The organism is Marinomonas flavescens, from assembly GCF_004352835.1.
Classification (GTDB): Bacteria; Pseudomonadota; Gammaproteobacteria; order Pseudomonadales; family Marinomonadaceae; genus Marinomonas; species Marinomonas flavescens.
Genome location: NZ_SJSB01000007.1, coordinates 47,760 through 73,288, shown reverse-complemented (window position 1 = coordinate 73,288; position 25,529 = coordinate 47,760). Strand labels below are relative to the sequence as shown.

Below are 25,529 nucleotides of genomic sequence, written 5' to 3'. Positions count from 1 at the left end.
CGTTTTTTAGGGGTTAAGGAGAGGTTTAAGTGAGCGATAATCAGGCATCATTGCGTGAAAATGTCCGGCTATTAGGCGACTGTCTTGGGGAGGCCATGAGTAATCATTTAGGTGATGATTTCTTAGCGACAGTTGAAAATATTAGGTTGTTGTCAAAAGAGGGTCGTCAAACTGGGGATTCGACAGCCTTGATAGCAGCACTTGAAGCGCTGGATGATAAAGATATCGTTCCGGTTGCTCGTGCTTTTAATCAGTTTCTTAATCTATCCAATATTGCCGAGCAATATCATAGAGTACACCGACGTCGTACTAATGAGAGTTTGGGGGTTTATCAAAACCCGGTTGGTGATCTGCTTTCTCGCCTATCTGCAAAAAACGTTACCGCAGATAAAATGTTAGCCGCGCTGAAAGATCAATCTATCGAGTTGGTTTTAACAGCGCATCCAACCGAAGTCGTGCGTCGTTCATTGATTCGTAAGTACGACAATATTTCAACCGAATTAGAGTCTCTTGATAAAGACAATATACTTCCTCTTGAAGAAACAAAACATGTTCGCCGCCTTCAAGAAATCATTACCCAAGCGTGGCATACAGACGAAATTCGTGAAGAGCGCCCAACGCCTGTAGATGAGGCAAAATGGGGCTTTGCTGTTATTGAACAGTCTTTGTGGGAAGCGGTACCTCGCTTTTTTAGACAATTGGACGATCAATTTGGACAATATTCAAAAGGGGTACATTTACCTCTAGATCTATCTCCTATTCGCTTCGCGACTTGGATGGGTGGAGACAGAGATGGTAATCCAAATGTTACTCATAAAGTCACAAAAGAAGTGACTTTATTGGCTCGATGGATGGCTGCAGATCTTTATATTAAAGATTTGAACGTGTTACGTTCAGAATTTTCTATGACACAGTGCAGCCCAGAGTTACGTGAACGAGTGGGAGAAAGTGCTCAACCTTACCGTGACATATTGCGCAATTTAGAAAATAAAATCATGGCCACCAAAAATTGGGCGAAAGCGCAGTTAGATGGTAAAACTCCTTCTGATGAGGGGGTCATGTTAAACAGTAAAGAGCTATATGATGATCTTGTGCTGTGCTATCAGTCTTTGATTGACTGCGGTATGAAAGTGATCGCGAATGGTTCTTTGTTGGATTTAATTCGACGTACTGCAACGTTTGGCATGACATTGGTGCGCTTAGATGTTCGACAAGATGCCTCTCGTCATATAGATGCCTTATCTGCGATTACACGTTTTTATGGCGTAGGGGATTATTCCGAATGGGATGAAGCATCACGTCAAGCTTTCTTACTGACAGAGTTAAACTCTAAACGTCCGCTTTTACCATCAAGTTGGTCGCCTTCAGAGGAAGTGAAAGAAGTACTAGATACCTTTTTAATGATTGCTAAAGGCGATAAGAGTTCTTTTGGTTCTTATGTTATTTCTATGGCAAGTGCGCCATCTGATGTTCTTGCGGTAGCCTTGCTGCTTAAAGAGTCTGGTGTTGCTTTTCCTATGCGTATTGTTCCGCTTTTTGAAACGTTAGCGGATCTTGATAATGCAGAGCCCATTATTGAACAGTTATTCTCTCTTCCTTGGTATAAGTCTTATATTGATGGACGCCAAGAAGTCATGATTGGCTATTCGGATTCAGCAAAAGACGCAGGCCAAATTGCGGCGACGTGGGGTCAATACAGAGCGCAAGAAGCATTAACTCGTTTGTGTCAGAAACATGGCGTCCACCTGACATTATTTCATGGTCGTGGCGGTACTGTAGGTCGTGGCGGCGGCCCGGCTCATGTTGCTATTCTGTCTCAGCCACCGGGTTCCGTTAACGGCTCTATTCGTGTGACTGAGCAGGGCGAAATGATTCGCTTTAAATTTGGTATTCCTGACATCGCAGTACGCTCTCTCGAGCTGTATTGTTCAGCAGTAATGGAAGCGACGTTAATGCCTGCGGCAGAGCCAAAAGAAGAATGGCGAGCTATCATGGATGAAATGTCGGAAGTCGGCATGAATCAATATCGTTCTATTGTCCTTGGTCATGAAGACTTTGTTCCTTACTTTAGAGCGACGACACCAGAACAGGAGCTGGCCAAGTTACCATTGGGGTCCAGACCAGCGCGTAGACGTTCTGACGGTGGCGTAGAAAGCTTAAGAGCGATTCCTTGGATCTTTGCTTGGATGCAGATTCGATTGATGCTACCAGCTTGGTTGGGTGCGGAAACGGCACTAGAGCAAGCCATCGAATCTGGTAATCTAGAAAAGCTTAGGGAAATGCATAAAAAATGGCCATTTTTTGGTGCTTATCTCGATATGCTTGATATGGTTCTGGCTAAGGCTGAGCCGGAAATTTCAGAGTATTATGAAAAGCGTCTGGTGGGTGAAGAGTTACGGGGCTTAGGTCGATTGTTGCGTAATAAACTGGCTCAAGTGAGTCGTTTAGTCAAAGAGCTCAAGCAGCAAAATCGCCTAATTGAAGATAATAAAACAATTCGCCAATCGATTGATGTACGTAATCCATACATAGATCCGCTGCATTATTTACAGGCTGAATTATTGTATCGTAGTAGAAAAAACACAGAGAATCACGAGGTCAATAAGGCCCTTATGATTACCATGGCAGGTATTGCAAGTGGTATGCAAAATACGGGCTAAATCGAATAACGGTTAAAATATGCTCAATATAGGTGCGGAAATAGCGAAAATAAGACAGTAAATTTGCATCTTAAAGGGTTGCTTGGGTATGCTTGGCGACCATTTATTTTTTACTTTGCAGGCTATCTGTTTCTACGCTGTGTTTCCGCGCCTTTTTTGCGTGTGTTTTAAGTACGGCAGATGGACTTGTTTTTCAGTTTATAGACTGACTTTTGGAGACTTTTTATGCGAGTAATATTATTAGGTGCGCCCGGCGCAGGCAAGGGTACTCAAGCGCAATTTATTACAGAAGAATTTGGTATTCCACAAATTTCTACCGGTGATATGCTTCGAGCTGCTGTGAAAGCGGGTAGCGAAATGGGCTTGAAAGCGAAAGCGGTAATGGATGCGGGACAATTAGTTTCTGATGATATTATTATCGGTTTAGTCAAAGAGCGTCTGACGCAGGAAGACTGTGTTAAAGGTGCTTTGTTTGATGGCTTTCCTCGTACACTTCCTCAGGCTGACGCACTTAAAGATGCTGGTGTGAGCATTGATTATGTTGTTGAAATCGATGTTGCGGATGAAGAAATTGTTAAGCGTATGAGTGGTCGTCGTGTTCATGAAGCTTCTGGGCGTACTTATCATCTTGTTTATAATCCGCCTAAAGTGGAAGGAAAAGATGATGTGACTGGTGAAGAATTAGTGCAACGCGTCGATGATGTGGAAGAAACCGTACGTAAGCGTCTTGGTGTTTATCACGAACAGACTGCGCCACTAATTGGCTACTACCAAGAATGGCTAAAAGCCGACAGCGCTACTGCACCTAAATTTATTAAGGTAAACGGTGTAGGTGATTTGAACGAGATCAAACAAAGTTTACTGGCTTCCTTGAAGGCTTAATTATTAATGACCGCAATATTAGCTTTAGATACTTCAACTCCTGCCTGTTCTGTCGCGTTAAATATTGATGGAGTGGTGCTTGAGGATTTTCGCATGGCACCGCGACAACATAATGATTTGATCTTGCCTATGGTGGAGCAAGTGCTTCAGCAGGCGGGATTAGCATTGTCCGATCTTGATGCGATTGCCTTTGGTCGAGGCCCAGGCTCGTTTACGGGTCTTCGTATTAGTGCGGGAGTGGTTCAGGGGTTAGCGTATGGCGCAGACCTCCCTGTGGTTCCTGTTTCTACCTTAGCTGCTCAGGCACTAGAAGGTTTCCAAAAAACAGGGCATAACTATTGGTTGTCAGCACTTGATGCGCGAATGGGCGAAATTTACGTTGCGGGATATTATGTCAATAAGGTAGAAGGCCATTATCTTGTAAAGAGTCTTTTTGATGAGCGTGTGGTTAAACCGGATGCACTTGTCGAGTTTGAAGAAGAGTATCAAGGCGTTGGCTCTGGTTGGCTGTATGAAGATATCTTGTCTAATTTGCTGCCGAAAAAGCCTGAACATGTGTTTGTCGATATGGCCCCGCGAGCGGCTTGTATCGCGGAATTGTCGCTAGAGTTATTCTCTCAAGGGAAAACAGTCTCCTCATATGAGGCAATGCCAACATATTTGAGAGATGAAATTACCTGGGAGAAACAGGCGCCTAAAGTCGGAAAAAGATAGTTGTTGTGGGTAAAAAGAGTCACTTTGATCATTGAAAAATGTCTCTTTTAACCTTTATCACTCGTCTTTGATTGTCTCTTCTTATTGTGTTTTTCTGTACTCTCTTTGTTGCTCGTCTTATTTATACTCTTATTGGAATAAATCCTTTTGTTAAGTTCTCTTGCTGTTGCCTCAGATAATCCTTTTAATGACATGAGCTCAAAAGCCTTGGCTCAGTCTTTAGGCTTACCTTATTTATCATTGAAGACAGAGCTTAAGTTTGTTAATCAATTTGATTATTTACTGATTAAATATCATGAGCACTTGATGTTAGCAAAAACAGGTAAGGGGGCTCCCAAGCCCGTTTCTGTGGACTTTACCTCAGGTGCGGTTGATCATCGAAGACGTTTTGGCGGCGGCAAGGGGCAAGATATTGCCAAAGCAGTTGGCTTAAATAAGCGCAGTAATTTATCGGTCTTAGATGCAACAGCTGGGCTTGGCCGAGATTCGTTTGTTTTGGCAAGTCTGGGTTGTCATGTAGGGTTGTGTGAGCGAGTGGGTTTTGTTAGAGCAATGTTAGAAGATGGCTTGTATAGGGCTTCTTTGCATTTTGAAGTGAATGATATTGCTGCTCGTATGTCATTAATGAAAGGGGATATTACCACGCTGAGCGATCAACGCTTTGATGTGGTTTTCTTGGACCCTATGTACCCTCATACAGATAAGTCTTCTGCTGCTGCAAAGAAAGAAATGGCATTCTTTCGTGATTTGGTGGGAAAGGATGATGATGCAGATCTTTTATTGCCAAAAGCACTGGATATCGCAGAGTATCGTGTTGTTGTTAAGCGACCTAAAGGGGCTCCCTACTTAAATAGTACGGAGCCAACCTATAAATTAGAAGGTAAATCGGGGCGTTTTGATATTTATGTTCTAAAATCATTAGACGTAAATTGATCGTGATTATATCTGGATTTAGATATTAGTAATGAGGTGGTGCTTCACCTTCAACAATGTTTTGTTGTTGACGGTTTGATTCTAGTTGCTTAGCGAGAATTTTTATTCTTTCTTGCATTAACAATAAGTCTCTTTGCTGCAAAATTAAGGACTGATTTAAGCTATCTATCATGTCTTCTTGAAATTGAAGTTTGTATTCGAGTTCATCTATACGAAGCTCTGTATCTAAGGTATTCATCGATGGCATCAGTATGGTAACCTTAATGTGCTAAGCTCTTAATTTCGGAGCCTTTCTATATGTTGCATGCAGATTCTTTGCACATTAGAATAGGAAATGGCGCGGAACTTGCTCTTGAATAAAAGAGTATTTTACTATGATCTTCTTCCGCTTCACATGGCAATTTCGTAAGAGTGTAGTAAAAAACTTAATTTTTTACATTTGTACTAATTTAACGAAAGTGTTTTTACCTAGGTAATGCATTTTTTCGAATCATAAAATATATTAATTTAACAAGAGACACAGTTATGAATGATCATCAGGACAATGTTACGAGTCACAAGGAATCTTCTGTTGGTTCGCCTTTATTTTCAGTACGCGCACTTGTTGTAAGTTTGGTAATTGCTTTAGTTGTTCCATTACTAATTGCTACTGTATTAGGTGAAGCTCTAGATACTAATTACTTGGTTTATTTTGCGTCTATTTTAGTGTCTGTTTATGTTGGCGCTGTAGTGAGTCAGAAAAATGGTTTCGGTTCTAGTTCTCAATCTGAAGAAGATGAAGACGATGATCGCGAGCAAGGTACGGTTAAGTGGTTTAACTCATCTAAGGGTTTTGGCTTCTTAACAATGGAAAATGGTGATGACGTATTTGTTCATTACCGTGCAATTCGCGGTCGTGGTCGCCGTTTTCTAGTTGAAGGCCAACTTGTTCGCTTCTATGTAACAGAAGGGGAAAAGGGTAAACAGGCTGAGAACGTTTCTATTGTTCGTGGCTAGTATATTTTTATAGATAGTTAAGGGAAAAATCATGTCATCAGTAACACTTAAAGGTAATCAAATCGAAACAGTTGGTGAACTTCCAGCTGTTGGAACACAAGCGCCTGCATTCGAATTGGTGAAAACTGATTTGTCTTTGGTGTCATTAAGCGATTACCAAGGCGCTAAATTAGTTTTAAATATTTTTCCTTCTATTGATACGCCTACATGTGCGACATCAGTACGTAAATTTAATGAGTCTGCAGCGTCTTTAAAAGGTGTTAATGTTCTGTGTGTTTCTGCGGACCTACCATTTGCTGCCGCACGTTTTTGTGGTGCTGAAGGTATCGATCATGTTGATACTGGCTCAAGCTTCCGTTCTTCTTTTGGCGACGACTACGGTTTGACGTTTTCAACAGGGCCTCTTGTGGGTCTGTTGTCTCGTGCGGTTGTTGTGTTGGATGAAAATGGTAAAGTACTTCATACAGAGCAAGTTGCTGAAATTGCAGATGAGCCAAACTATGACGCCGCTTTGGCTGTTTTAGGTTAATTCTGTTCTAAGAAGACTCTAGCTCAAGTACAAAAAAAGCCAGTCAAGCGATGCTTAACTGGCTTTTTATTGTTTTAAAGAAAAGAGTTATCTTGAAAAATAAACGGTTAGTCTTTTTGAACAGGAATTGTGTTGGTGGTGCGCTCAACCGTGTTGTCTTTGTTTAAATAGACTAGTTTAGGTTTGAACTCATCCGCTTCACTTTCTTCGAATTGGCCGTAAGTTGCAATGATGACGCGATCGCCTACTTGAACTTTTCTGGCGGCGGCGCCGTTCATGGAAATAGTGCCGGATCCTGCTTCCGCTAGAATGACGTAAGTGTGAAAGCGTTCTCCGTTGTCGACATTATAAATATCTATTTTTTCAAATTCGCGAAAGCCAGCTAGCTCTACAAGGTCTTTATCAATGGCGCATGAACCGTCATACCAAAGCTCTGCTTGGGAGACGCTTGCCATATGAAGTTTGCCTTTAAGAAGTGTAATTTGCATGGATCGATTCTCTTAATCTAATGTGGTCGTTTTGTTAATGAAAGTGCTAGAGTGTTAGGTCCAAATAAATGGCCCTTCACCGAAGCTGTTAATTTTCCACCATTGGTCTAGGTCTTGTTCTCCCTCTTCTTCCCAGCTTTGATAGTTGCAGCGCACTTCGCAGTTTAGATTGCTGTAAGCGTCTTTGGCGCAGAGGGTGTCGTCTTGCCATGGGGTGTTGCTGGAGTCAAACCAGATTGAAGTAAAGCGTTTGCCTGAGGCTTGCTCTAAAATAGTAACAGGGATGGTGTGACCATCAAATTCAAGTTTTATTTTAGTGCATAAAGATGACGGATGTGTCTGTTCAAGTAGAGTAAACTTCTGACTAAGCCAAGAGATAATATTATCAGTTGGGCAAGATAATACATATATTTCGATATCTGGTTGCATCGTTTAATCCTTTTTATTGATCATGTTATACAGTCTTAATACGCTCATCGATAAATATCCGACCAAGGTCCAGAGAACGCCAATTCCCGCAATAATCAAACCTACTAGAGCAATAAGTTCTTGTGGAATCGAGTCGCTCAGAACCTGGTTGGACACCATGATCATAAGAACGCCAAATGCAAACAGAAGGCCGCCTTGAATCATTTTAATCAATGCAAGTCGCGGGTTATTGCCCAGTTTCATTGCAAGTTTATGTAGGCGACTTTTTGTTTTCATGGATGCTTAGTCTTGGTGAATAAGTTGATTAAAATGCCTTCATAGATGCGACTTAGTTGGTTAAGGCTTTCGGCTTCGACACACTCGTTGATCTGGTGAATGGTTGCGTTAATAGGACCAAGCTCAACAACTTGTGTGCCCATTTTTGCAATAAAACGCCCATCTGAAGTACCGCCAGAGGTTGATAGTTCTGGTGTTATGCCAACAGTGCTTTGTATTGCTGTAGAGATTGCTTCAACAAGTTCACCCGGGCGAGTCAGAAAAGGTAAGCCATTATACGTCCATTCTACATCGTAGCGTAATTCATGTTTATCCAGTATTTCAATAACACGAGCCTTTAATGTGTCGAAGTCGAGTTCAGATGAAAAACGGAAGTTAAATTGCGTATTAAGTTTACCAGGCACAACATTGGTCGCGCCTGTCCCTGAGTTTATGTTCGAAATTTGAAAGCTAGTGGGTGGGAAGAAATCGTTACCGCTATCCCAATGTGTGTTCGTAAGCTCAGCTAAAACGGGCGCAGCAAGATGAATCGGGTTTTGGACTAGGTGCGGGTAGGCTACGTGCCCTTGTTTACCATGTATTGTTAAGTTGCCGCTAAATGAACCTCGACGACCATTTTTGATAATGTCGCCTAGCGTGTTGGTACTAGAAGGTTCGCCCACAATGCACCAGTCTACGGTTTCTTTTCTTTCTATTAGCGTGTCGACAACGCGAGTGGTGCCGTCAACAAAAGGCCCTTCTTCGTCACTGGTGATTAGAAAAGAAATTTGCCCATCGTGATTTGGGTTTTTAGTGATAAAGTTTTCTACGGCTGTAATCATAGCAGCAAGGCTGCCTTTCATGTCCGCAGCACCGCGTCCATAAAGTACGCCATCGATGATTTCTGGAGAAAAAGGTGCTACTTTCCATTCTTCTTCTGGACCTGTTGGTACGACATCTGTGTGTCCTGCGAAGCAAAGATTAGGGCCAGAGGTGCCATGTTTTGCATAGAAGTTTTTTACTTCGCCAAAAGGCATTGTTTCTATTTGAAAACCAAGGTGTTCTAGGCGTTGAATCATTACCTCTTGGCAGCCTGCGTCTTCTGGTGTTACTGAAGGGCGGGAAATGAGATCGATAGCCAGTTCTAGGGTAGGGGATAAATCAGTCATTTTTTACCTTTGTGTTGGTTTTCACCGCTTTATAAATTATCCTGTCTGTATTCAGGGGATTTGATAAAGGTGGGTTATGAAATTAAGTGTCATTATTTTATTGGGAATGTCGTTAAGTGCTTGTAGTTTATGGCAAGAGCCTATTTCTCAAGAAACCTATTTTGTTCCCGTTATACGCTCAGACGTATCAAATTCAGGCTATACCCCTAGTGTGATACCGATCGTCAGAAAGTCGAATAAAGAGTTGCCATTGTCTTATCCATCAACCGTTAATTAAGCAAACTGTCGTGGTATTGTGCAGCGCTAAAACCTAAGAGAATGTCATTGTCTTTAATGAGTAGTGGGCGCTTAATCATTGACGGTTGTTCAATGATTGTTTCTAGCGCCGTTGCATTATTCATTGTTTCTTTTTTATTGTCATCAAGCTTACGCCACGTAGTTCCACGTTTATTGATGATGCTTTCCCAGCCTAATTGATCCAGCCACTGCTCTGCTAATACCTTATCTACGCCGACTTTTTTGTAATCGATAAATTGGTATTCAATGTGATTTTCATCTAGCCAGCGAAACGCTTTTTTCATTGTGTCGCAGTTTTTAATGCCATACAGGGTAATCATATTTACTCCAAAAAAAGGCCATATTATCAATATAGTGACAGTATGACCTATTTGTTAGATCAATTGTGAGCGTGTAATGCTGCGTTTAGTTCGATGGCTGTTTTATTTGTTTTACATTCAATAGCGCCAGTTTCTGAATTGCGGCGGAATAGTAAATCTGATTGGCCGGAAAGGTCGCGCGCTTTTACGACAGACACAACATTATTACTTTCATCAAGCACGGCTACTTTCGATCCTGCTGTGATGTAAAGACCAGATTCTACGGTGCAGCGATCGCCAAGGCCAATACCAATGCCTGAGTTGGCGCCAATCAAGCATTTTTCGCCAACGCCAATGATGATGTTGCCACCACCTGACAGTGTGCCCATGGTTGAGCAGCCACCACCAAGATCAGAACCATTGCCAACTACAACGCCTGCAGAAATTCGACCTTCCACCATGCTTACACCCAATGTACCTGCATTGAAGTTTACAAAGCCTTCATGCATAACGGTGGTGCCTTCGCCTAAATGAGCACCCAGGCGGATGCGAGCAGCATCGCCAACTCGAATTCCAGTAGGAACGATGAAGTTGAGCATTTTAGGGAATTTATCAACGCTGAATACCTCAATCGTGCGGCCTTGCATTCGAGCGTTTAACTGACGGTCTGCTAGCTCACGAACATCAATAGGCCCTTCGCTAGTCCAAGCTGTATTGATGAGCAAACCAAACATGCCATCTAGTACTGTGCTGTGTGGTGTAGCTAGGCGATGTGAGATTAGCTGAAGCTTTAAATACACTTCAGCGGGATTCGTCGGTGCTTCGTCGGTTGCTAGTACGCATAGCACGATTGGTTGAGTCGACGCTTTTAATTTGGATGCCAATTCAGCTTGCTCAATATTGCCAGCTTTTAGAAGGCTCATGTGGAGGCGGTTAAGATCGCCTTCATCCAAGACAAGAGTGCTATTACCACCTTCATAGTTAGTGCTTTCAAGTAAGGCATCTAAGGTGCTTTTTTCTACGTTTTTACTTGGTAGCGAGTAAAAAACTTCTAGCCAGTTTCCTTCTTTGTTTTGGGTGCCGATACCAAGACCGAACGCGAAAATTTGATCACTCATTATGTTCTCCAGTGAGTTTTTAAAAGGGGTTATTTTTTTGTTAATTTGTTGTCTGTTAGAAAGTCGTGAATACGTTTCGCGGCTTCAACGCACTGTGATTCTTCTGCAACGAGTGCCATACGTACATGTTTGCTACCTGGGTTTTTGCCGTTTACGTCACGGCCTAGATAGCTTCCAGGGAGAACCAATACAGAGGCTTGTTCGTAAAGTGCGATACAAAAAGCTTCGTCGTCCATATCCAATTCTGGCCATAGGTAAAACCCTGCTTCTGGCTTAGTTACCTTCATTACAGGTGACAATATGTCTAATACGCGGTCAAATTTACGAGTGTAGATTTCACGGTTCTTAGCAACATGCTCTTCATCATTCCAAGCGGCAATGGAAGCCTCTTGGTGGTGTATGGGCATCGCACAGCCTTGGTAGGTTCTATATAGCAAGAATGGCTTAAGTAAGCTGGCATCGCCGGCGACAAAGCCGGAACGTAAGCCTGGTAGGTTAGAGCGCTTTGATAGAGATTGAAATATCAGGCAGTGATCGTAAGAGGTATTGCCTAATTGTTGGCAAGCTTCTAGTAGGCCTAATGGTGCTTTGTTGTCAAAATAGATTTCTGAGTAGCATTCGTCTGCCACGATGGTGAAATTATACTGTTTTGCTTTTGCGATAAGGTAGGCGTAATCCTCTAGGCTGGTAACGCTGCCACAAGGGTTGTTTGGTGAACACACAAAAAGCAGTTCACAGCGTTGCCATATGTCATCGCTTACATTTTGATAATCGACTCGATACGATGTTTCAGGACTACAAGGCAGAAAGTGGAGTTCCGCGCCAGCCAATATACCGGCCCCTTCGTAAATCTGATAAAAAGGATTAGGGCTAACAACCAGAGTTTTTTCTTTTTCGCCAACAAGGGTTTGTGTAATAGCAAAGAGTGCTTCACGGGTTCCAGTGACAGGAAGGACCTGAGTGTCAGCATCGAGCGTTGCTAAATGAAAGCGTTGCTTTGTCCACTCTGCGATGGCGTTACGAAGTGGTAATTCCCCTTTCGTACTTGGGTATTTGCTTACACCATCAAGCTTGTCTGCTAGTTTTTCCAGAACAAAGCTTGGAGATTGGTGTTGCGGCTCTCCAATCGTTAACCGAATAAGTGTTTTATCCGGATTAGGAGTGTGCCCTTCTAGTAGCTCTGCAAGCTTCTGGAAGGGATATGGGTGCAAAGAATGTATAAAAGGGTTCATCGGGCTGCTTAATCCGTGGCTTTTGAAAAATGATCAATTTTTTCTTTTAATGATATACAAATGGCATCCATACGATCTAGATCCGTAATAAGATCACCATCTTCTTCTGTAATATAGAAAGTATCTTCTATTCGTTCACCCAGCGTTGCAACTTTTGCTTTGTGCAGCATTATTTTGTTTGTTACAAAAAATTGCCCAATAAGTGCTAAAAGACCAGGGCGATCAGGCGCTGTTACTTCAAGAGCGGACCACACTTCTTCTGGTTGGCTAACGAAGTGTGCGGTTGATGGTGAGTTAAATATTTTTAGTATTCGTGGTGTGTAACGTTGTACCAAACTCTCGTATTGTGAGGGGTTGTTTAATTGTTCTGTTAGTGTTTCTTGGATCAGGGTGACCCTTTCTTTGTCTAGGTGTAGATTGGTGTCATTGTCGTTAATGTCCATAACAACAAAGGTATCAAGCGTGTAATTGTCTGTTGTGTTGCTTATTTTTGCATCTAGTATGGTTAAACCAAGCTGTTCAAAGATAGTCGCGGTAACGGCAAATAAATGTCGGCTGTTTAGGGTGTAAATAAATACCTTGCTGGCACCAGAGAAGTTACGGCCACCTAGTGGTGTAATGGCCACAAGCGGCTTAATGCTTGGTCGATGATGCAATATAGCTTCAGTATTCCATGCTATTTCGTCGCCATTGGAGCGAATGAAATATTCTTCTTCTATTTTTTCCCAAATTTCTTCAGCGTCGGTGAAATCGACATTTCTCTCGATGAGAACTTCTAATGCGCGTTGTTTGTGTTCGTCGCTTTGCATGTCGGCGTCGATGGGGTAGTCCAAGCCGCGTCGTAAAGCGCGTTTTGTTTCTAAATAAAGTTGTCTCATCAAGGAGGCGCGCCAGCTATTCCACATTGTGGGGTTGGTGGCGTTGATGTCAGCTACGGTTAATATAAATAAATAATCTAGGTGTTCTTGGTCTTTTACGTAGCTGGCAAATTCCCAGATGATTTCTGGGTCTGATATGTCTTTGCGTTGCGCCGTTACCGACATAAATAAATGGTTTCTAACCAGCCAAACAACCAGTTCGGTGTCTTTTTTGGGTAGTCCGTGACGCTCGCAAAAAGCTTGAGCATCAACGCAACCTAGTTCAGAGTGGTCTCCACCACGGCCTTTTGCTATGTCGTGATACAGTCCCGCTATATAAAGAAGTTCGACTTTAGGTAAGTGTCGTATGGCTTGTGATGAGATGGGAAACTGCTGTTTAAATTCAGGAGACCAAAGGCGGCGTAAATTTTCGACTAAATGTAAGGTGTGTGCATCTACCGTATAAATATGAAAAAGGTCATGTTGCATTTGCCCGATGATAGCACCAAATTCTGGTAAATATCGTCCCAGCAGACCAATGTGTTTCATCGATCGTAGAATGCTAGTTAGGCTATAACGGCTGGCAATGATGTCTAAAAATAAGTCGGTATTTTTTCTGTCATTACGAAAGGTGTCGTCAATAAGATCTAGGCTGTCTCGAAGCTGTCGCATGGTGTTTGCTCGAATGCCTTTGATGTTCTTATTATTGCCAATGAGCACATATATTTCCAGCATGGCTGAGGGGGTGTCTTGGAAGAGAGAGGTGGATCTGGCTTCCAATTGGCCATTGCAGATTTGGAAACGATCATTGATGATTTCAATTGCGTCTTCGGCATCGTTCAATAAAAACGATTCTTCAAAATGCTGCAGTAATAGATCGTTCAATTGCTGGATGGCTGCAACGCTTTGGTAATAACCTTGCATGAAGCGTTCTACGTTTCGCTTGAGATCGTCATCTTCAAATCCAAACACTTTAGTAAGCGTTCTTTGATGGTCAAAAAGAAGTCTGTCCTCTTTTCTACCGGCGATCATGTGAAGAGCCCAGCGAATACGCCAAAGGTTTCCTACCGCTCCTTTTAGTTGAATGTATTCGTCTTCAGATAAAAAGGATTTGTCTATTAGAGCGCTTAGTCTGTGGGTGTGTAAATGCCGTTTGGCTACCCAATCAATCACTTGCATATCGCGTAGTCCGCCAGGGCACTCTTTTAAGTTGGGCTCTAGGTTATAGGCTGTATTTTGATATTTTGCGTGACGTTGTTTTTGCTCTTTTAGTTTTGCTTTGTAGAAGGTGTGGCCATCCCACATGTGAGCAGTGTCAGTATTTAGTTTAACGTTGGCCAATAAATCTTCAGAGCCGAATAGTGTTCTTGACTCAATTAGGTTGGTGATAACCGTAATGTCTTTTTCGGCCATTTCTACGCATTCGCTAATGGTGCGAACACTATGCCCAACATCAAGATTGATATCCCAAAGTAGGGTGATGAAGGCTTCAATTTTGTCTTTTTCTGGAGCGGCATTGTCATCGACAAGAATAAGAAGGTCGATATCAGATTTTGGGTGTAGTTCGCCACGTCCGTATCCACCGACAGCAACTAGGCTGACAGAGGTTTCGGTATCGAGTCCTTTAGCTATCCATGCAGCTTGAAGGGCTTCGTCGTAAACAACAGATAGACCTTTAACCAGCTTCTCTATTGGGTAAAGAGCGTGAAAAAGGTCATCGTAAGCGGTAGTTTTTTCTTCAAGAACGGCTTTGTATCGCTGGATCGGGCAAGATGGTTGCGCTAGTTCGTGTTTTTCATCCGCTGTTAGTAATGGCGGAGCATCTGGAAAAGCAGGGAAGTCCATACGTGTGCCTCGAAGCGTGCGTGATCAAGAAGTTAATAATTAACCCAAAAACATTCAAATGCTGTGAAATAACGCTTCTTATTAGAAGAAGCGTGTTTCCTCAGGTCGTTTAGTGAGTATTTCAACGCCTGTTGCTGTAATTAAAAGGGTGTGCTCATACTGAGCGGATAAGCGACCATCTTTCGTTTTCGCTATCCAGTTGTCAGGGCCAGTATGTTTCACCTGTTTTTTGCCGGCATTAACCATGGGCTCAATGGTTAGTGTCATGCCTTCTTCTAAGATAACGCCAGTGCCAGGGGTGCCGTAGTGAGCAACCTGAGGTTCTCCGTGGAATGTGGTTCCGACACCATGGCCGCAATACTCTTCGACGACTGTGTAGTGGTGTTTGTGTACATAAGCGGAAATGGCCGCGCCTATATCACCAAGGCGTACGCCTGGTTTTACCATATCGATAGCAAGGTATAAGCTTTCTTGGGTAACCTTGCATAGGCGTTCTACGTGTGGGGCGACTTCTCCTGCAAAAAACATGCGGCTAGTATCACCGTAATAACCGTCTTTAATGATGGTAATGTCGATGTTAACTACATCACCTTTTTTTAGTGGTTTGTCATTAGGAATACCGTGACAAATAACATCGTTAACAGAGGTGCAGCAAGACTTAGGAAAGCCGTGGTAATTTAACGGCGCAGGAATAGCACCTTGAACATCAACTGTGTAATTGTGAGAAATAATATCGAGTTGGTCTGTGGTGACGCCAGGAACGACGAATTCCTCCAGCATAATCAGTACGTCAGCGGCTAGTTTTCCAGCTATTCGCATGCCTTCAATATCGCTGATGTCAGTGAAACGTGTGGCGGCTGGTCGAGGTGTCCAGCTAGGGACTTCGCTGCGGCCATTTTTAGTTAACTCTTCTACTCTTTTTAAAATATCGTTGCTCATAATAAAGTGTCTTTCAATATTTGGTGTAGTAAATTTGCTCTTATTCTACATGACTTGTTATGGAGAATCGCCCCTTTGAAGATGAAAAAAACCAGGAGGCTTTATCCTTAAAAACATCACCTAGGTCTTTTGGTTTATACTAGAATATGGTATAAATCGCCGGCTTGTTGGGCTTAGGCTCAAATGAAAGCAAAACCAATATTAAACTAACGAACTTATCACGTTGAGTGAGTGTGTCTGGGGTGCCAATGGTTGCTTTAAACCTTGTCTGGCTGACGCGCTTGGTTGGTAAGCTTAAATAACCCAAATTAAAGGATAGTAAAATGCCTACAGTTTCTATGCGAGACCTTCTACAGGTCGGTTCACACTTTGGTCACCAAACTCGTTACTGGAACCCAAAAATGAAGCCTTTCATTTTTGGCGCTCGTAACAAAATCCATATCATTAACCTTGAGCATACTGTTCCAGCTCTTAACGAAGCTCTAGAGCTTGTTAAGAAAATGGCTGAGAACAAAAACAAGGTTTTGTTTGTGGGTACTAAGCGTGCTGCATCTAAAACAATTAAAGAACAAGCTACTCGTTCTAGTATGCCATACGTAAATCACCGTTGGTTAGGTGGTATGTTGACAAACTACAAAACGATCCGTGCTTCTATCAAGCGCCTTCGTGAACTTGAAAGCCAAATGTCTGATGGTACTTTCGAAAAACTAACTAAGAAAGAAGCCTTGATGCGTACTCGTGAGCTTGAAAAACTTGAGCTTTCTATGGGTGGTATTAAAGACATGGGCGGTCTTCCTGACGTCTTGTTTGTTGTTGATGTTGATCATGAACGTATTGCGATCAAAGAAGCAAACAAACTTGGTATTCCAGTTATCGGTATTGTTGATACAAACAGTAACCCTGATGGTATTGATTACGTTATTCCTGCAAACGACGATGCGATTCGTGCTGTTCAATTGTACGTTTCTGCATTCGCTGATGCTGTTCTAGAAGGTCGTTCTGAGACTGCTGGTACTGCTGATGAGTTTGTTGAAGTAAACGAAGCGGCTACAGAAGCGTAAGCTAACTGTTTAGTTTGTTCCGGTTTCAAAAGGGGGGCTTCTCGCCCCCTTTTTTAAATTTGAATTGTATTGAGAGGATTTTGAAATGGCCGCAGTACCTGTAGCATTGGTTAAAGAATTACGCGAGCGCACTGGCTTGGGTATGATGGAATGTAAGAAAGCACTTGCAGCAGCAAATGCTGATATCGAAGTAGCAATTGAAGAACTACGTAAGTCTAGCGGCATGAAAGCGGCTAAAAAAGCGGGTCGTACTGCTGCTGAAGGCACAATCATTATGCGTGTTGCTGATGATTCTTCTTACGGTGTGTTAGTTGAAATCAACTCTGAAACTGATTTCGCATCACGTGACGAAGGGTTTATCTCTTTCGCTAATAAAGTAGCTGATGTTGTTTTTGCAACGAAAGAAACAGACATGGCTGTCTTGCTTGCTGGCGAAATTGGCCTAGCACGTGAAGCACTAGTTCAAAAAATTGGTGAAAATATCACGCCTCGTCGCGCTGTTATTGTTGAAGGCGGCTTGGTTGGCGGTTATCTACATGGTAATGGTCAAATCGCTGTATTGACTCAGCTTGAAGGCGGCGACGCTGAATTGGCTAAAGACGTTTCAATGCATGTTGCTGCTGTTTCTCCTCGCGTTGTGCAAGGTGATGACATGCCAGCTGATGTATTGGCAAAAGAAGAAGAGATTGTTCGTGCTCAGCCTGATATGGCCGGCAAACCTGCTGAAATCGTTGATAAAATGATTGTAGGTCGCATGAAGAAATTCTTGGCTGAAAATAGCCTTCTTGAACAGCCTTTTGTTAAGAACCCAGAAATCAAAGTGGGTCAACTTGTAAAAGACGCTGGCGCAAAAGTATCTTCATTCATTCGTCTAGAAGTAGGTGAAGGTATTGAAGTTGCGGAAGTAGATTTTGCAGCAGAAGTAGCAGCTCAGCTTAAAGGTTAACCTTTGCTGTGATGTCTTTTCATAAAAAGGGGCAGTTTTACTGCCCCTTTTTATGAAAGCTGTATTATAAGAAGGTTATTCAAGTAGAACTTATCTGTTGCCTCAGGCACAACCCTAGTCGGAGATTGAGATGCCAAAAGAAAAGAGTCCAAACTACAAAAGAATTTTGCTTAAGCTAAGTGGTGAAGCCCTAATGGGTGATGAGTCATTTGGAATCGACCCAAAAGTGTTAAATAGAATTGCGCTTGAGATTGGTCAATTACGAGGCATTGGTGTAGAAGTTGGGATTGTTATCGGTGGTGGTAATCTCTTTCGTGGGCAAGCATTAAGTCAAGCCGGTATGGATCGCGTTACGGGTGATCATATGGGTATGTTGGCGACGGTAATGAATGCATTGGCTATGCGCGATGCTCTAGAGCGCGCAAACATTCGGACACGAGTCATGTCTGCCATTACAATGACGGGGATTGTTGAGCCCTATGATCGTCGCCGAGCGATGCGTTTGCTTAAAGAAGGCGATGTGATGATATTCTCAGCGGGTACCGGTAATCCGTTCTTTACAACTGACTCTGCCGCTTGTTTACGTGGTATTGAAATTGATGCTGATGTTGTATTGAAGGCGACAAAAGTAGACGGAGTCTATTCTGCTGACCCAATGAAAGACCCTGATGCGATCAAATATGATACATTGGGTTACGATGAAGTATTAGAAAAGCAGCTAGGAGTCATGGACTTAACGGCAATTTGTCTAGCCCGTGATCATTCAATGCCTGTTCGCGTATTTAATATGAATAAGTCAGGAGCCCTGATTAACATCATGGTTGGTGGCGATGAAGGCACACTGATTAAGTGAGGAAGCTATGATCAACGAAATTCTTAAAGATGCTGAAGACCGCATGGGTAAAGCAGTATCTTCTGTAGAAACTGCGTTTAAAAAAATTCGTACTGGGCGTGCCCATCCGAGTATTTTAGATTCAGTTAAAGTGAATTATTACGGTTCTGAAACACCATTGAGCCAGATTGCGAACATCACAGTTGAAGATGCGCGCACTTTGGGGGTTTCTCCTTGGGAAAGTAATTTGGTTCCTGAAATTGAAAAAGCAATAATGAAGTCTGACCTAGGTCTGAATCCAGCGACCAACGGAAGTTTGATTCGAATTCCAATGCCAATGTTAACGGAAGAAACGCGTCGTAACTATTTCAAGCAAGCTAAAAGCGAAGCTGAAAATGGTCGTATATCGATTCGTAATATCCGTCGTGATGCCAATGGTAATTTAAAAGACTTAGTAAAAGAAAAAGAAATATCTGAAGACGACGAACGTCGTGGACAAGATCAAGTGCAAAAAATTACAGATAAGCACGTTGCTCTAGTTGAAGAACGTCTTGCTGCAAAAGAAAAAGACTTGATGGCAATCTAAATAAAAGGGGCGAGCGCAGTAGCTCGCCTTTTTTGTTCTCTAAGGTAGAAATATGTCAGCATTGACAGAATCAGAGAATAATCCTGATATTATTCCTCGCCACATTGCCATTATTATGGATGGTAATAATCGATGGGCAAAAAAAAGATTCCTTCCTAGTATTGCTGGGCATACTGCAGGGGCTTCTGCTGTTCGTCGAACCGTCGAAATTGCAGCCAAAGCAGGTGTTAAAGTGCTTACGTTATTTGCTTTTTCGAGTGAGAATTGGAAGCGACCACAGCTCGAAGTTGATGCATTAATGGGGTTGTTTATGCGCTCTCTTAAAAAAGAGGTGAAACGTCTCAATGAGCATCAAGTCTGTCTGCGAATTATTGGTGACCTGACGGGATTCGGTAATAAACTTCAGGGACAAATAAAAGAGACAGAACGGCTGACGGCTAAAAATACAGGGATGGTTCTTGTCATAGCCGCAAATTACGGTGGGCGTTGGGACATCACTCAGGCAACTAAAAAGTTAGCCAATGAAGTAGCAATGGGAAATATTTCTGCAGACGATATAGATGAGGAAATGGTTGCTCAACACATGCAGCTCGCTGATCTTCCTGCACCTGATTTATTGATTCGCACTTCTGGAGAAGAACGAATTAGTAACTTTTTATTGTGGCAAACCGCTTATTCTGAGTTTGTCTTTCTTTCGGTATTATGGCCGGATTTTGATCAATTGCATTTTGATGAAGCTATTAATATTTATCAAAAACGCCAACGTCGCTATGGTGGTCGATAATTCATGTTACTCCCTCGTATTCTTAGTGCCATTGTTATGGTCGTTCTGTTTATTTGTGCCGTTTTTGTTTTAGAAGAAACGGGCTTTATGTTGGCCATGGGTGGTGTTGTGCTACTGGCTGGCTGGGAATGGGCTAGATTGTCAGGCGTTAAATCATTCGTTTTACGAATTGTTTTTGCGTTAGTCGTTGGGGTGTTGTGCTACGTCACTTACCAACAAAATTTTCAAAAAACGATTCTGTATATCGCTCCTGTTCTGTGGTTGCTGGCTCTTTATTGGGTGATGAGTTATCCGTCTCTGAAAGGGTGGCGTTATCAGTCCAGCCGTTTGTTATTTGGCTTACTTATTCTCATAACTACTTGGTCTTCTTTGGTTGTTCTAAAGCAATCTACTAACTTTGTTGTTTGGGTCTTGCTATTGATGGGGTTGATTTGGGGCGCAGATTCAGGTGCTTACTTTTCAGGCAAGGCTTTTGGCAAAAATAAATTAGCACCGCATGTTAGTCCCGGAAAATCTTGGGAAGGTGTTGTTGGTGGTTTAATATTTACTCAAATTGGAATAGGCCTTTTTTCTTATATCGTCCAGTTTTCGCTTGTTCAGTGGAGTGTGTTGGCGAGTATTGGTTTGGTGACCGTATTTGTTTCAGTATTGGGCGACCTTACGGAAAGTTTGTTTAAGCGTCATGAATCACTGAAAGATTCTAGCCGCTTGATTCCAGGTCATGGTGGGGTTATGGATCGCGTCGATAGTTTGACCGCGGCTGCCCCGGTATTTGTTCTTTTGCTTAGCGTTTTTGGGTGGTTGTGATGCAAGGTATTTGTTTGCTAGGTGCTACGGGGTCTATCGGACAAAGCACGCTTGATATTATCAAACAACACCCAGAGAAATTTCAGCTAGTCTGCGCTTCGGCCCATTCTAGTGTTGATAAGATGGCGGATATTTGCCGACGTTTTCGTCCTGCAAGAGTTGTGATGGGCTCTGAGAAGGCGCGTGATGAATTAGCAGCAAAATGCCATGGGTTACCTATTTCCTTTGAGTGGGGGAGTGATGCGCTTGATAGTATTGCTGCTGACCCTCAAGTTGATCAGGTGATGGCAGCGATAATGGGTTTTGCAGGCCTTAAACCAACATTGGCAGGTATTCGCGCAAAAAAACGTATCCTTTTAGCAAATAAAGAATCTCTTGTTACCGCAGGCAAGTTATTTATGGATGAGGTCGCGCAGCATGACGTGATGCTGTTACCCATTGATAGCGAACATAATGCCATTTTTCAAAGCTTGCCCCAAAGTGCCTTAGGCGCAACGAAAAAGGATGTCAAAAAAATCCTTCTAACCGCATCAGGTGGACCATTTCGTTCTTGGACTTTAGACGATATGCGTCACGTTTCTCCTGAGCAGGCTTGCAAGCACCCTAATTGGTCAATGGGGCAAAAAATTTCTATCGACTCTGCCTCTTTGATGAATAAAGGTTTAGAGCTTATTGAGGCTTGCTGGTTATTTGGAGTTACTCCTGCAGATATTGACGTTGTAGTGCATCCAGAAAGTATTATTCACTCCATGGTGTCTTATTTGGATGGCTCTGTGATTGCTCAGATGGGCAACCCTGATATGAGAATACCGATTGCCTATGGAATGACATGGCCCGATAGAATTGAAACGTCGGTGCCTTCTTTGGATTTGGTTGGTATTGGTCAATTGAATTTTGAATCACCTGATCTTGAGCGTTTTCCAAACCTAAAATTGGCGTCAGATGCTTGGTATTGTGGCGGTACTGCGATGGCAGCCTTGAATGCTGCAAATGAAGTCGCTGTTGCGGCCTTTCTTCAAAGAAAAATAGGTTTTCTTGATATCGCGACGATTAATGGCGAAGTACTGAATCAACTTGAGAGTCATCCTGTCGCGTCACTTGAGGTCGTTTTTGAAGCGGATGAAAATGCTCGTCGAGTAGCAAAAAACATTATCGAGGCACGAGTTTGGATATGATTCAAAATATCTTATCGATCGTTATTTCACTAGGTGTGTTGATTACTTTTCACGAGTTTGGGCATTATTTTATTGCTCGAAAATGCGGCGTTAAAGTCCTGCGTTTCTCGATTGGTTTTGGAAAGCCTATTTACCGCTTTGTTGCTAAGACAGGGACTGAATTTACCCTCGCGATGATTCCTTTGGGCGGGTATGTTCGCATGCTAGATGAGCGTGAAGGTAATGTACCTGCGCATTTAAAGTCAGAGGCATTCAATAACAAATCTGTATGGCAGCGTTTCGCCATTGTGGCAGCAGGTCCTATTGCTAATTTTATTCTTGCCATTGTTATTTATGCCATTGTGGCTCTTATGGGGATTCAATCTTTAACGCCAAAAGTAGGGCATATTCAGCCTCAATCACCCATTGCTCAAACGAATATTCAGCCTGGAGATGAGCTTTTATCCATCAACAATTCAGTAGTAAGTTCATGGGAAGATGTAAATTTAGTGTTAGCAGACTTGATTGGTGCTAGCGGAACCATTACCGTGCGCTATCAAGATTTATTAAGTAAAGAAAAAGAAACGGATACGTTGACATTAAATCGTTGGATGGCAGGCAAAGATTCTAACAATTTAATTGGTGAGTTTGGGTTAACTCCTTGGCAGCCTAAGGTCGTTCCTGTTATCGCCCAAGTGGTAAAAAACGGAGCGGCAGAAAAGGCAGGTTTTCAGGTCGGCGATAAAATAATAGAGGGTAACGGTAAACCTATTGATGATTGGGGGCAGTTTGTTACTCTTATCCAGAATCATCCTGGAAGTCTTGTTTCTGTTGATGTTATGCGTTCAAGTAAGAATGTTGTTTTAATGTTACTTCCTGGGTCGATAGAGCGAAATGGCGACCTTGTAGGTTATGCCGGATTAGCCGTTGTGCCACCAGTGATGGAGGCGGGCTTATGGAATACTCGTCATTTTGGCCCGATTGAGTCGCTGACTTATGGCGCGCAGCAAACTTGGAAAATGACAGCGCTAACAGTGTCATCTATTGGGAAAATGTTTCAGGGTTTAATTTCTATTGATAATTTGTCAGGCCCTATTACGATTGCCAAGGTTGCTAGTGCATCAGCTGACTCTGGCTTGCAATCGTTTCTGAAGTTTATGGCCTATCTAAGTGTGAGTTTGGGTGTGTTGAATCTATTGCCCATTCCTATGTTAGATGGTGGGCATTTAATGTTTTTTGGCATCGAAGCTATTCGTCGAAAACCTGTCTCTGAAAAAATACAGAGCATGGCTTATCGTGTTGGTGCTTTTTTATTGTTTACGTTGATGGCGATAGCCATTTTTAACGATATTGCCCGTTTGTAGTGAGGTATATGTGAAGGTCGTTTCAGCAGTATTGTTGGCTTTGATAAGCATGCAAAGTGTCGCTAAAAATATAGAAGATGTCCGTATTGATGGCTTAGTTCAAATGCCGTCATCAAGAGCATTTGACATTATTGGTTTTGAACAAGGGCAGTCTTATAATTCTGATAAAGTCTATCAGGCCATTAATTCGCTTTTTGGAACGGGCTATTTTAGTAACATTGATGTCTATGAAGACAAAGATGTCTTAACGTTTAAAGTAGATGAAAGGCCTTCTATCGGTGATTTAACGATCGAAGGTAATGATCTAATTAAAACCGAAGACCTTAAACGAGGCTTGAAGCTATCTGGCCTAGAGGTGGGTGAAATCTATAAACCCGAAACCTTGAATAAAATTCAACAAGAATTACAGCGTCAGTACTATGCGTTGGGTCGATACGGTGCAAAAGTAGATGTTACTACTAAAAAAATGCCGCGTAACAGGATTCGTGTATCGATCAAAATCGACGAAGGTAAGACGGCAAAAATTGTCCACATTAACATTGTTGGTAATAAAGCCTTCACTGATGAAACGCTAACAAAAGACTTTCAGTCAGGTGAAAAAGGTGCCTCTTGGAACCCCTTTAGCTCTGCTGATGAATACAGTAAGGCGAAATTACAGGGCGATTTAGACACTCTAAAAAGTTTTTATCTAGACCGCGGTTATTTAGATTTTAAAGTGGAGTCAAGCCAGGTAAGTCTGTCTCCTGATAAGAAAGACGTCTATGTTGTCATTAATGTGGACGAAGGCAAACCTTACACTATTAACAATGTATCACTAAACGGTAGTCTTCCAATTTCCGAAGATTTAGTTTGGAAGAAAATCGATCAGAAAAAAGGAGATGTTTTCTCTCGTAGTCAAGTGACGACTATTATCGATAACATTTCAGCGGAGCTTGGTGATCACGGTTATCTGTTTGCAAATGTTAACTTGCTTCCAGAGAAACTTGATAATCATACCGTTAATTTGACGTATCAAATTACCCCAGGACCAAAGGTTTATGTTCGTCGTATTACTTTTAGTGGTAATAGCGAAACCCACGATGAAGTGTTGCGTCGTGAGATGACTCAGTTTGAAGGGACGTTAGCGACGCATTCTAAAATCCAAGCATCCAAACGTCGTATTGAACGTCTTGGCTTCTTTAGTAAAGTCGATATAAAAACACGTCGTGTTCCTGGCACAACCGATCAAGTGGATTTGGATGTGACGGTAGAAGAGCAAGCGTCTGGCAGTATTCAAGCAAGCATTGGTTTTTCTGATTCAGATGGTTTGATTCTAGGTTTTGGTATCTCTAAGTCAAACTTCTTAGGGACGGGGAATAAGTTAGCATTTAACGCCACTCGCGCCAGTAGCTATTCAGATTATACAATTAGTTATACTAACCCGTACTTTACGGTAGATGGTGTTAGCCGTGGTGCTAAACTTTATTATCAAAGTAGTAATTATGATGATTCTGATATAGAGGATTATCAACTTGATAAAATTGGTGCTGGGCTCACTTATGGTTACCCAATTTCTGACACACAGCGAATTACTTTTGGTGTGACTGCGCAGGAAACCAATATTAATTTGAGTGATGACCCATCACAGGAAACAAGTGGCTTTGTCTCTACCAATGGCGACTCTTTTGATGATTTACTTGCTTCAATATCGTGGAGTGATAGTGATTTGATCGGTGGTGTGCTGCCAACAAACGGTTATTCAACCAGTGCTAGTTTACAGGTATCTACTCCGGTTAGTGATCAGCAGTATTACAAAGTAGGGTTGAGCTCTCAGAAATACTGGAATATTCAGAACTCTAACCTTTGGCTCTTTCATGTAAAAGGTAGAGTAGGGTATGCGAACGGCTATGGTGATACATCAGAGTTACCTTTCTATGAGAACTATTACGCTGGCGGTACAGGTTCGGTACGAGGTTACAGTTCCTCTTCGTTAGGACCAAAAAACTCATATCCAAGTACTTCGAGCTCTAGCAGTTCGGCTATGGGGGGAAATGCGTTATTAACGGGAACGGCTGAGATTATTTTCCCGATGCCGATGGTTGAAGATCATAAATCAATTCGAACTTCTATCTTCTTAGATGGTGGTAATGTATTTACTGATTCCTGTCTTTCAGGAAATACAGAGTGTACAGAGGGCGTTGATCTTAATGAGTTACGCTATAGTGTTGGTTTTAGTTGGACCTGGATTACGCCAATCGCGCCGTTATCATTTAATATAGCTAAAGCGTTGAATGCTAAAGATGGCGATGATACTGATTTCTTCCAATTCCAGCTAGGAACCACTTTTTAAGCTGGTTTAAGAACGCATAACAAG

Annotated in this window: 26 protein-coding genes; 16 read left to right on the top strand and 10 right to left on the bottom strand. The window is 42.3% G+C overall.

Annotation, left to right across the window (positions count from 1 at the left end; all coding sequences use genetic code 11):
* The first annotated feature begins 29 nt into the window (after nt 1–29).
* From ppc to E0D70_RS08975, 4 genes are all read left to right on the top strand, one after another.
* Nucleotides 30–2,660, top strand: a complete 2,631-nt coding sequence (gene ppc, locus E0D70_RS08990) for a phosphoenolpyruvate carboxylase (protein ID WP_133011944.1) — start codon at nt 30–32, stop codon at nt 2,658–2,660.
* Nucleotides 2,661–2,885: 225 nt separating this feature from the next.
* Entirely contained in the window at nt 2,886–3,542 is a 657-nt protein-coding gene (adk, locus tag E0D70_RS08985) for an adenylate kinase (protein ID WP_133011943.1), read from the top strand.
* Between the two features lie 6 nt (nt 3,543–3,548).
* Nucleotides 3,549–4,256 carry a tRNA (adenosine(37)-N6)-threonylcarbamoyltransferase complex dimerization subunit type 1 TsaB gene (tsaB, locus tag E0D70_RS08980; RefSeq protein WP_133011942.1) on the top strand — a complete coding sequence of 236 codons (708 nt, stop codon included), beginning with the start codon at nt 3,549–3,551 and terminating at the stop codon, nt 4,254–4,256.
* A gap of 147 nt (nt 4,257–4,403) precedes the next feature.
* Complete coding sequence (locus tag E0D70_RS08975; protein WP_133011941.1) at nt 4,404–5,189, top strand: class I SAM-dependent methyltransferase; 786 nt, start codon at nt 4,404–4,406, stop codon at nt 5,187–5,189.
* A gap of 25 nt (nt 5,190–5,214) precedes the next feature.
* On the opposite strand, the gene E0D70_RS08970 is transcribed toward E0D70_RS08975, so the two are convergent.
* Complete coding sequence (locus E0D70_RS08970; protein ID WP_240537050.1) at nt 5,215–5,436, bottom strand: SlyX family protein; 222 nt, start codon at nt 5,434–5,436, stop codon at nt 5,215–5,217.
* A gap of 278 nt (nt 5,437–5,714) precedes the next feature.
* On the opposite strand from E0D70_RS08970, the gene E0D70_RS17700 reads away from it, so the two are divergent.
* Both E0D70_RS17700 and tpx read left to right on the top strand, forming a co-directional pair.
* Nucleotides 5,715–6,185, top strand: coding sequence for a cold-shock protein (locus E0D70_RS17700; protein ID WP_276312845.1), 471 nt, complete (start codon nt 5,715–5,717; stop codon nt 6,183–6,185).
* Nucleotides 6,186–6,216: 31 nt separating this feature from the next.
* A complete protein-coding gene (gene tpx / locus E0D70_RS08960) occupies nt 6,217–6,714 on the top strand; it encodes a thiol peroxidase (RefSeq protein WP_133011940.1) in 498 nt (165 codons plus the stop codon).
* Nucleotides 6,715–6,821: 107 nt separating this feature from the next.
* On the opposite strand, the gene panD is transcribed toward tpx, so the two are convergent.
* From panD to dapE, 4 genes are read right to left on the bottom strand one after another with little or no spacing between them, the layout of a single operon-like run.
* Entirely contained in the window at nt 6,822–7,202 is a 381-nt protein-coding gene (panD, locus tag E0D70_RS08955; RefSeq protein WP_133011939.1) for an aspartate 1-decarboxylase, read from the bottom strand.
* A gap of 54 nt (nt 7,203–7,256) precedes the next feature.
* Nucleotides 7,257–7,631 carry a hypothetical protein gene (locus E0D70_RS08950; RefSeq protein ID WP_133011938.1) on the bottom strand — a complete coding sequence of 125 codons (375 nt, stop codon included), beginning with the start codon at nt 7,629–7,631 and terminating at the stop codon, nt 7,257–7,259.
* 3 nt (nt 7,632–7,634) lie between these two features.
* Nucleotides 7,635–7,907 carry a hypothetical protein gene (locus E0D70_RS08945; protein ID WP_133011937.1) on the bottom strand — a complete coding sequence of 91 codons (273 nt, stop codon included), beginning with the start codon at nt 7,905–7,907 and terminating at the stop codon, nt 7,635–7,637.
* Complete coding sequence (gene dapE, locus E0D70_RS08940; RefSeq protein ID WP_133011936.1) at nt 7,904–9,055, bottom strand: succinyl-diaminopimelate desuccinylase; 1,152 nt, start codon at nt 9,053–9,055, stop codon at nt 7,904–7,906. The genes E0D70_RS08945 and dapE overlap by 4 nt, the downstream gene beginning before the upstream one ends.
* 76 nt (nt 9,056–9,131) lie before the next feature.
* Between dapE and E0D70_RS08935 the strand changes: the two genes are divergently transcribed.
* A complete protein-coding gene (locus E0D70_RS08935) occupies nt 9,132–9,332 on the top strand; it encodes a hypothetical protein (protein WP_133011935.1) in 201 nt (66 codons plus the stop codon).
* Here E0D70_RS08935 and E0D70_RS08930 read toward each other — a convergent pair.
* The 5 genes from E0D70_RS08930 to map form a co-directional block, all read right to left on the bottom strand.
* A complete protein-coding gene (locus tag E0D70_RS08930; RefSeq protein WP_133011934.1) occupies nt 9,325–9,672 on the bottom strand; it encodes an ArsC family reductase in 348 nt (115 codons plus the stop codon). The genes E0D70_RS08935 and E0D70_RS08930 overlap by 8 nt on opposite strands.
* A 59-nt stretch (nt 9,673–9,731) precedes the next feature.
* On the bottom strand, nt 9,732–10,769 hold the full coding sequence (gene dapD / locus E0D70_RS08925; RefSeq protein WP_133011933.1) for a 2,3,4,5-tetrahydropyridine-2,6-dicarboxylate N-succinyltransferase: 1,038 nt from the start codon (nt 10,767–10,769) through the stop codon (nt 9,732–9,734).
* 29 nt (nt 10,770–10,798) lie between these two features.
* Nucleotides 10,799–12,001 (bottom strand): succinyldiaminopimelate transaminase, encoded by a 1,203-nt coding sequence (gene dapC / locus E0D70_RS08920; protein WP_133011932.1) that lies wholly within the window; start codon nt 11,999–12,001, stop codon nt 10,799–10,801.
* Nucleotides 12,002–12,009: 8 nt separating this feature from the next.
* Entirely contained in the window at nt 12,010–14,703 is a 2,694-nt protein-coding gene (gene glnD, locus E0D70_RS08915) for a [protein-PII] uridylyltransferase (protein WP_133011931.1), read from the bottom strand.
* Nucleotides 14,704–14,784: 81 nt separating this feature from the next.
* A complete protein-coding gene (map, locus tag E0D70_RS08910) occupies nt 14,785–15,642 on the bottom strand; it encodes a type I methionyl aminopeptidase (protein WP_133011930.1) in 858 nt (285 codons plus the stop codon).
* Nucleotides 15,643–15,965: 323 nt separating this feature from the next.
* On the opposite strand from map, the gene rpsB reads away from it, so the two are divergent.
* The 9 genes from rpsB (at nt 15,966) to bamA (ending at nt 25,505) form a co-directional block, all read left to right on the top strand.
* Nucleotides 15,966–16,703, top strand: a complete 738-nt coding sequence (rpsB, locus tag E0D70_RS08905; protein ID WP_133011929.1) for a 30S ribosomal protein S2 — start codon at nt 15,966–15,968, stop codon at nt 16,701–16,703.
* An 85-nt stretch (nt 16,704–16,788) separates the two neighbouring features.
* A complete protein-coding gene (gene tsf / locus E0D70_RS08900; protein ID WP_133011928.1) occupies nt 16,789–17,649 on the top strand; it encodes a translation elongation factor Ts in 861 nt (286 codons plus the stop codon).
* Nucleotides 17,650–17,779: 130 nt separating this feature from the next.
* Entirely contained in the window at nt 17,780–18,502 is a 723-nt protein-coding gene (pyrH, locus tag E0D70_RS08895; RefSeq protein ID WP_133011927.1) for a UMP kinase, read from the top strand.
* A 7-nt stretch (nt 18,503–18,509) separates the two neighbouring features.
* Entirely contained in the window at nt 18,510–19,067 is a 558-nt protein-coding gene (gene frr, locus E0D70_RS08890) for a ribosome recycling factor (RefSeq protein WP_133011926.1), read from the top strand.
* Nucleotides 19,068–19,119: 52 nt separating this feature from the next.
* On the top strand, nt 19,120–19,851 hold the full coding sequence (locus E0D70_RS08885; protein ID WP_133011925.1) for an isoprenyl transferase: 732 nt from the start codon (nt 19,120–19,122) through the stop codon (nt 19,849–19,851).
* 3 nt (nt 19,852–19,854) lie between these two features.
* Entirely contained in the window at nt 19,855–20,658 is an 804-nt protein-coding gene (locus E0D70_RS08880) for a phosphatidate cytidylyltransferase (protein WP_133011924.1), read from the top strand.
* Nucleotides 20,658–21,833 (top strand): 1-deoxy-D-xylulose-5-phosphate reductoisomerase, encoded by a 1,176-nt coding sequence (gene ispC, locus E0D70_RS08875; RefSeq protein WP_133011923.1) that lies wholly within the window; start codon nt 20,658–20,660, stop codon nt 21,831–21,833. The genes E0D70_RS08880 and ispC overlap by 1 nt, the downstream gene beginning before the upstream one ends.
* A complete protein-coding gene (gene rseP, locus E0D70_RS08870) occupies nt 21,830–23,176 on the top strand; it encodes an RIP metalloprotease RseP (RefSeq protein ID WP_133011922.1) in 1,347 nt (448 codons plus the stop codon). The genes ispC and rseP overlap by 4 nt, the downstream gene beginning before the upstream one ends.
* A gap of 10 nt (nt 23,177–23,186) precedes the next feature.
* Nucleotides 23,187–25,505 (top strand): outer membrane protein assembly factor BamA, encoded by a 2,319-nt coding sequence (bamA, locus tag E0D70_RS08865; protein ID WP_133011921.1) that lies wholly within the window; start codon nt 23,187–23,189, stop codon nt 25,503–25,505.
* Nucleotides 25,506–25,529: the final 24 nt, after the last annotated feature.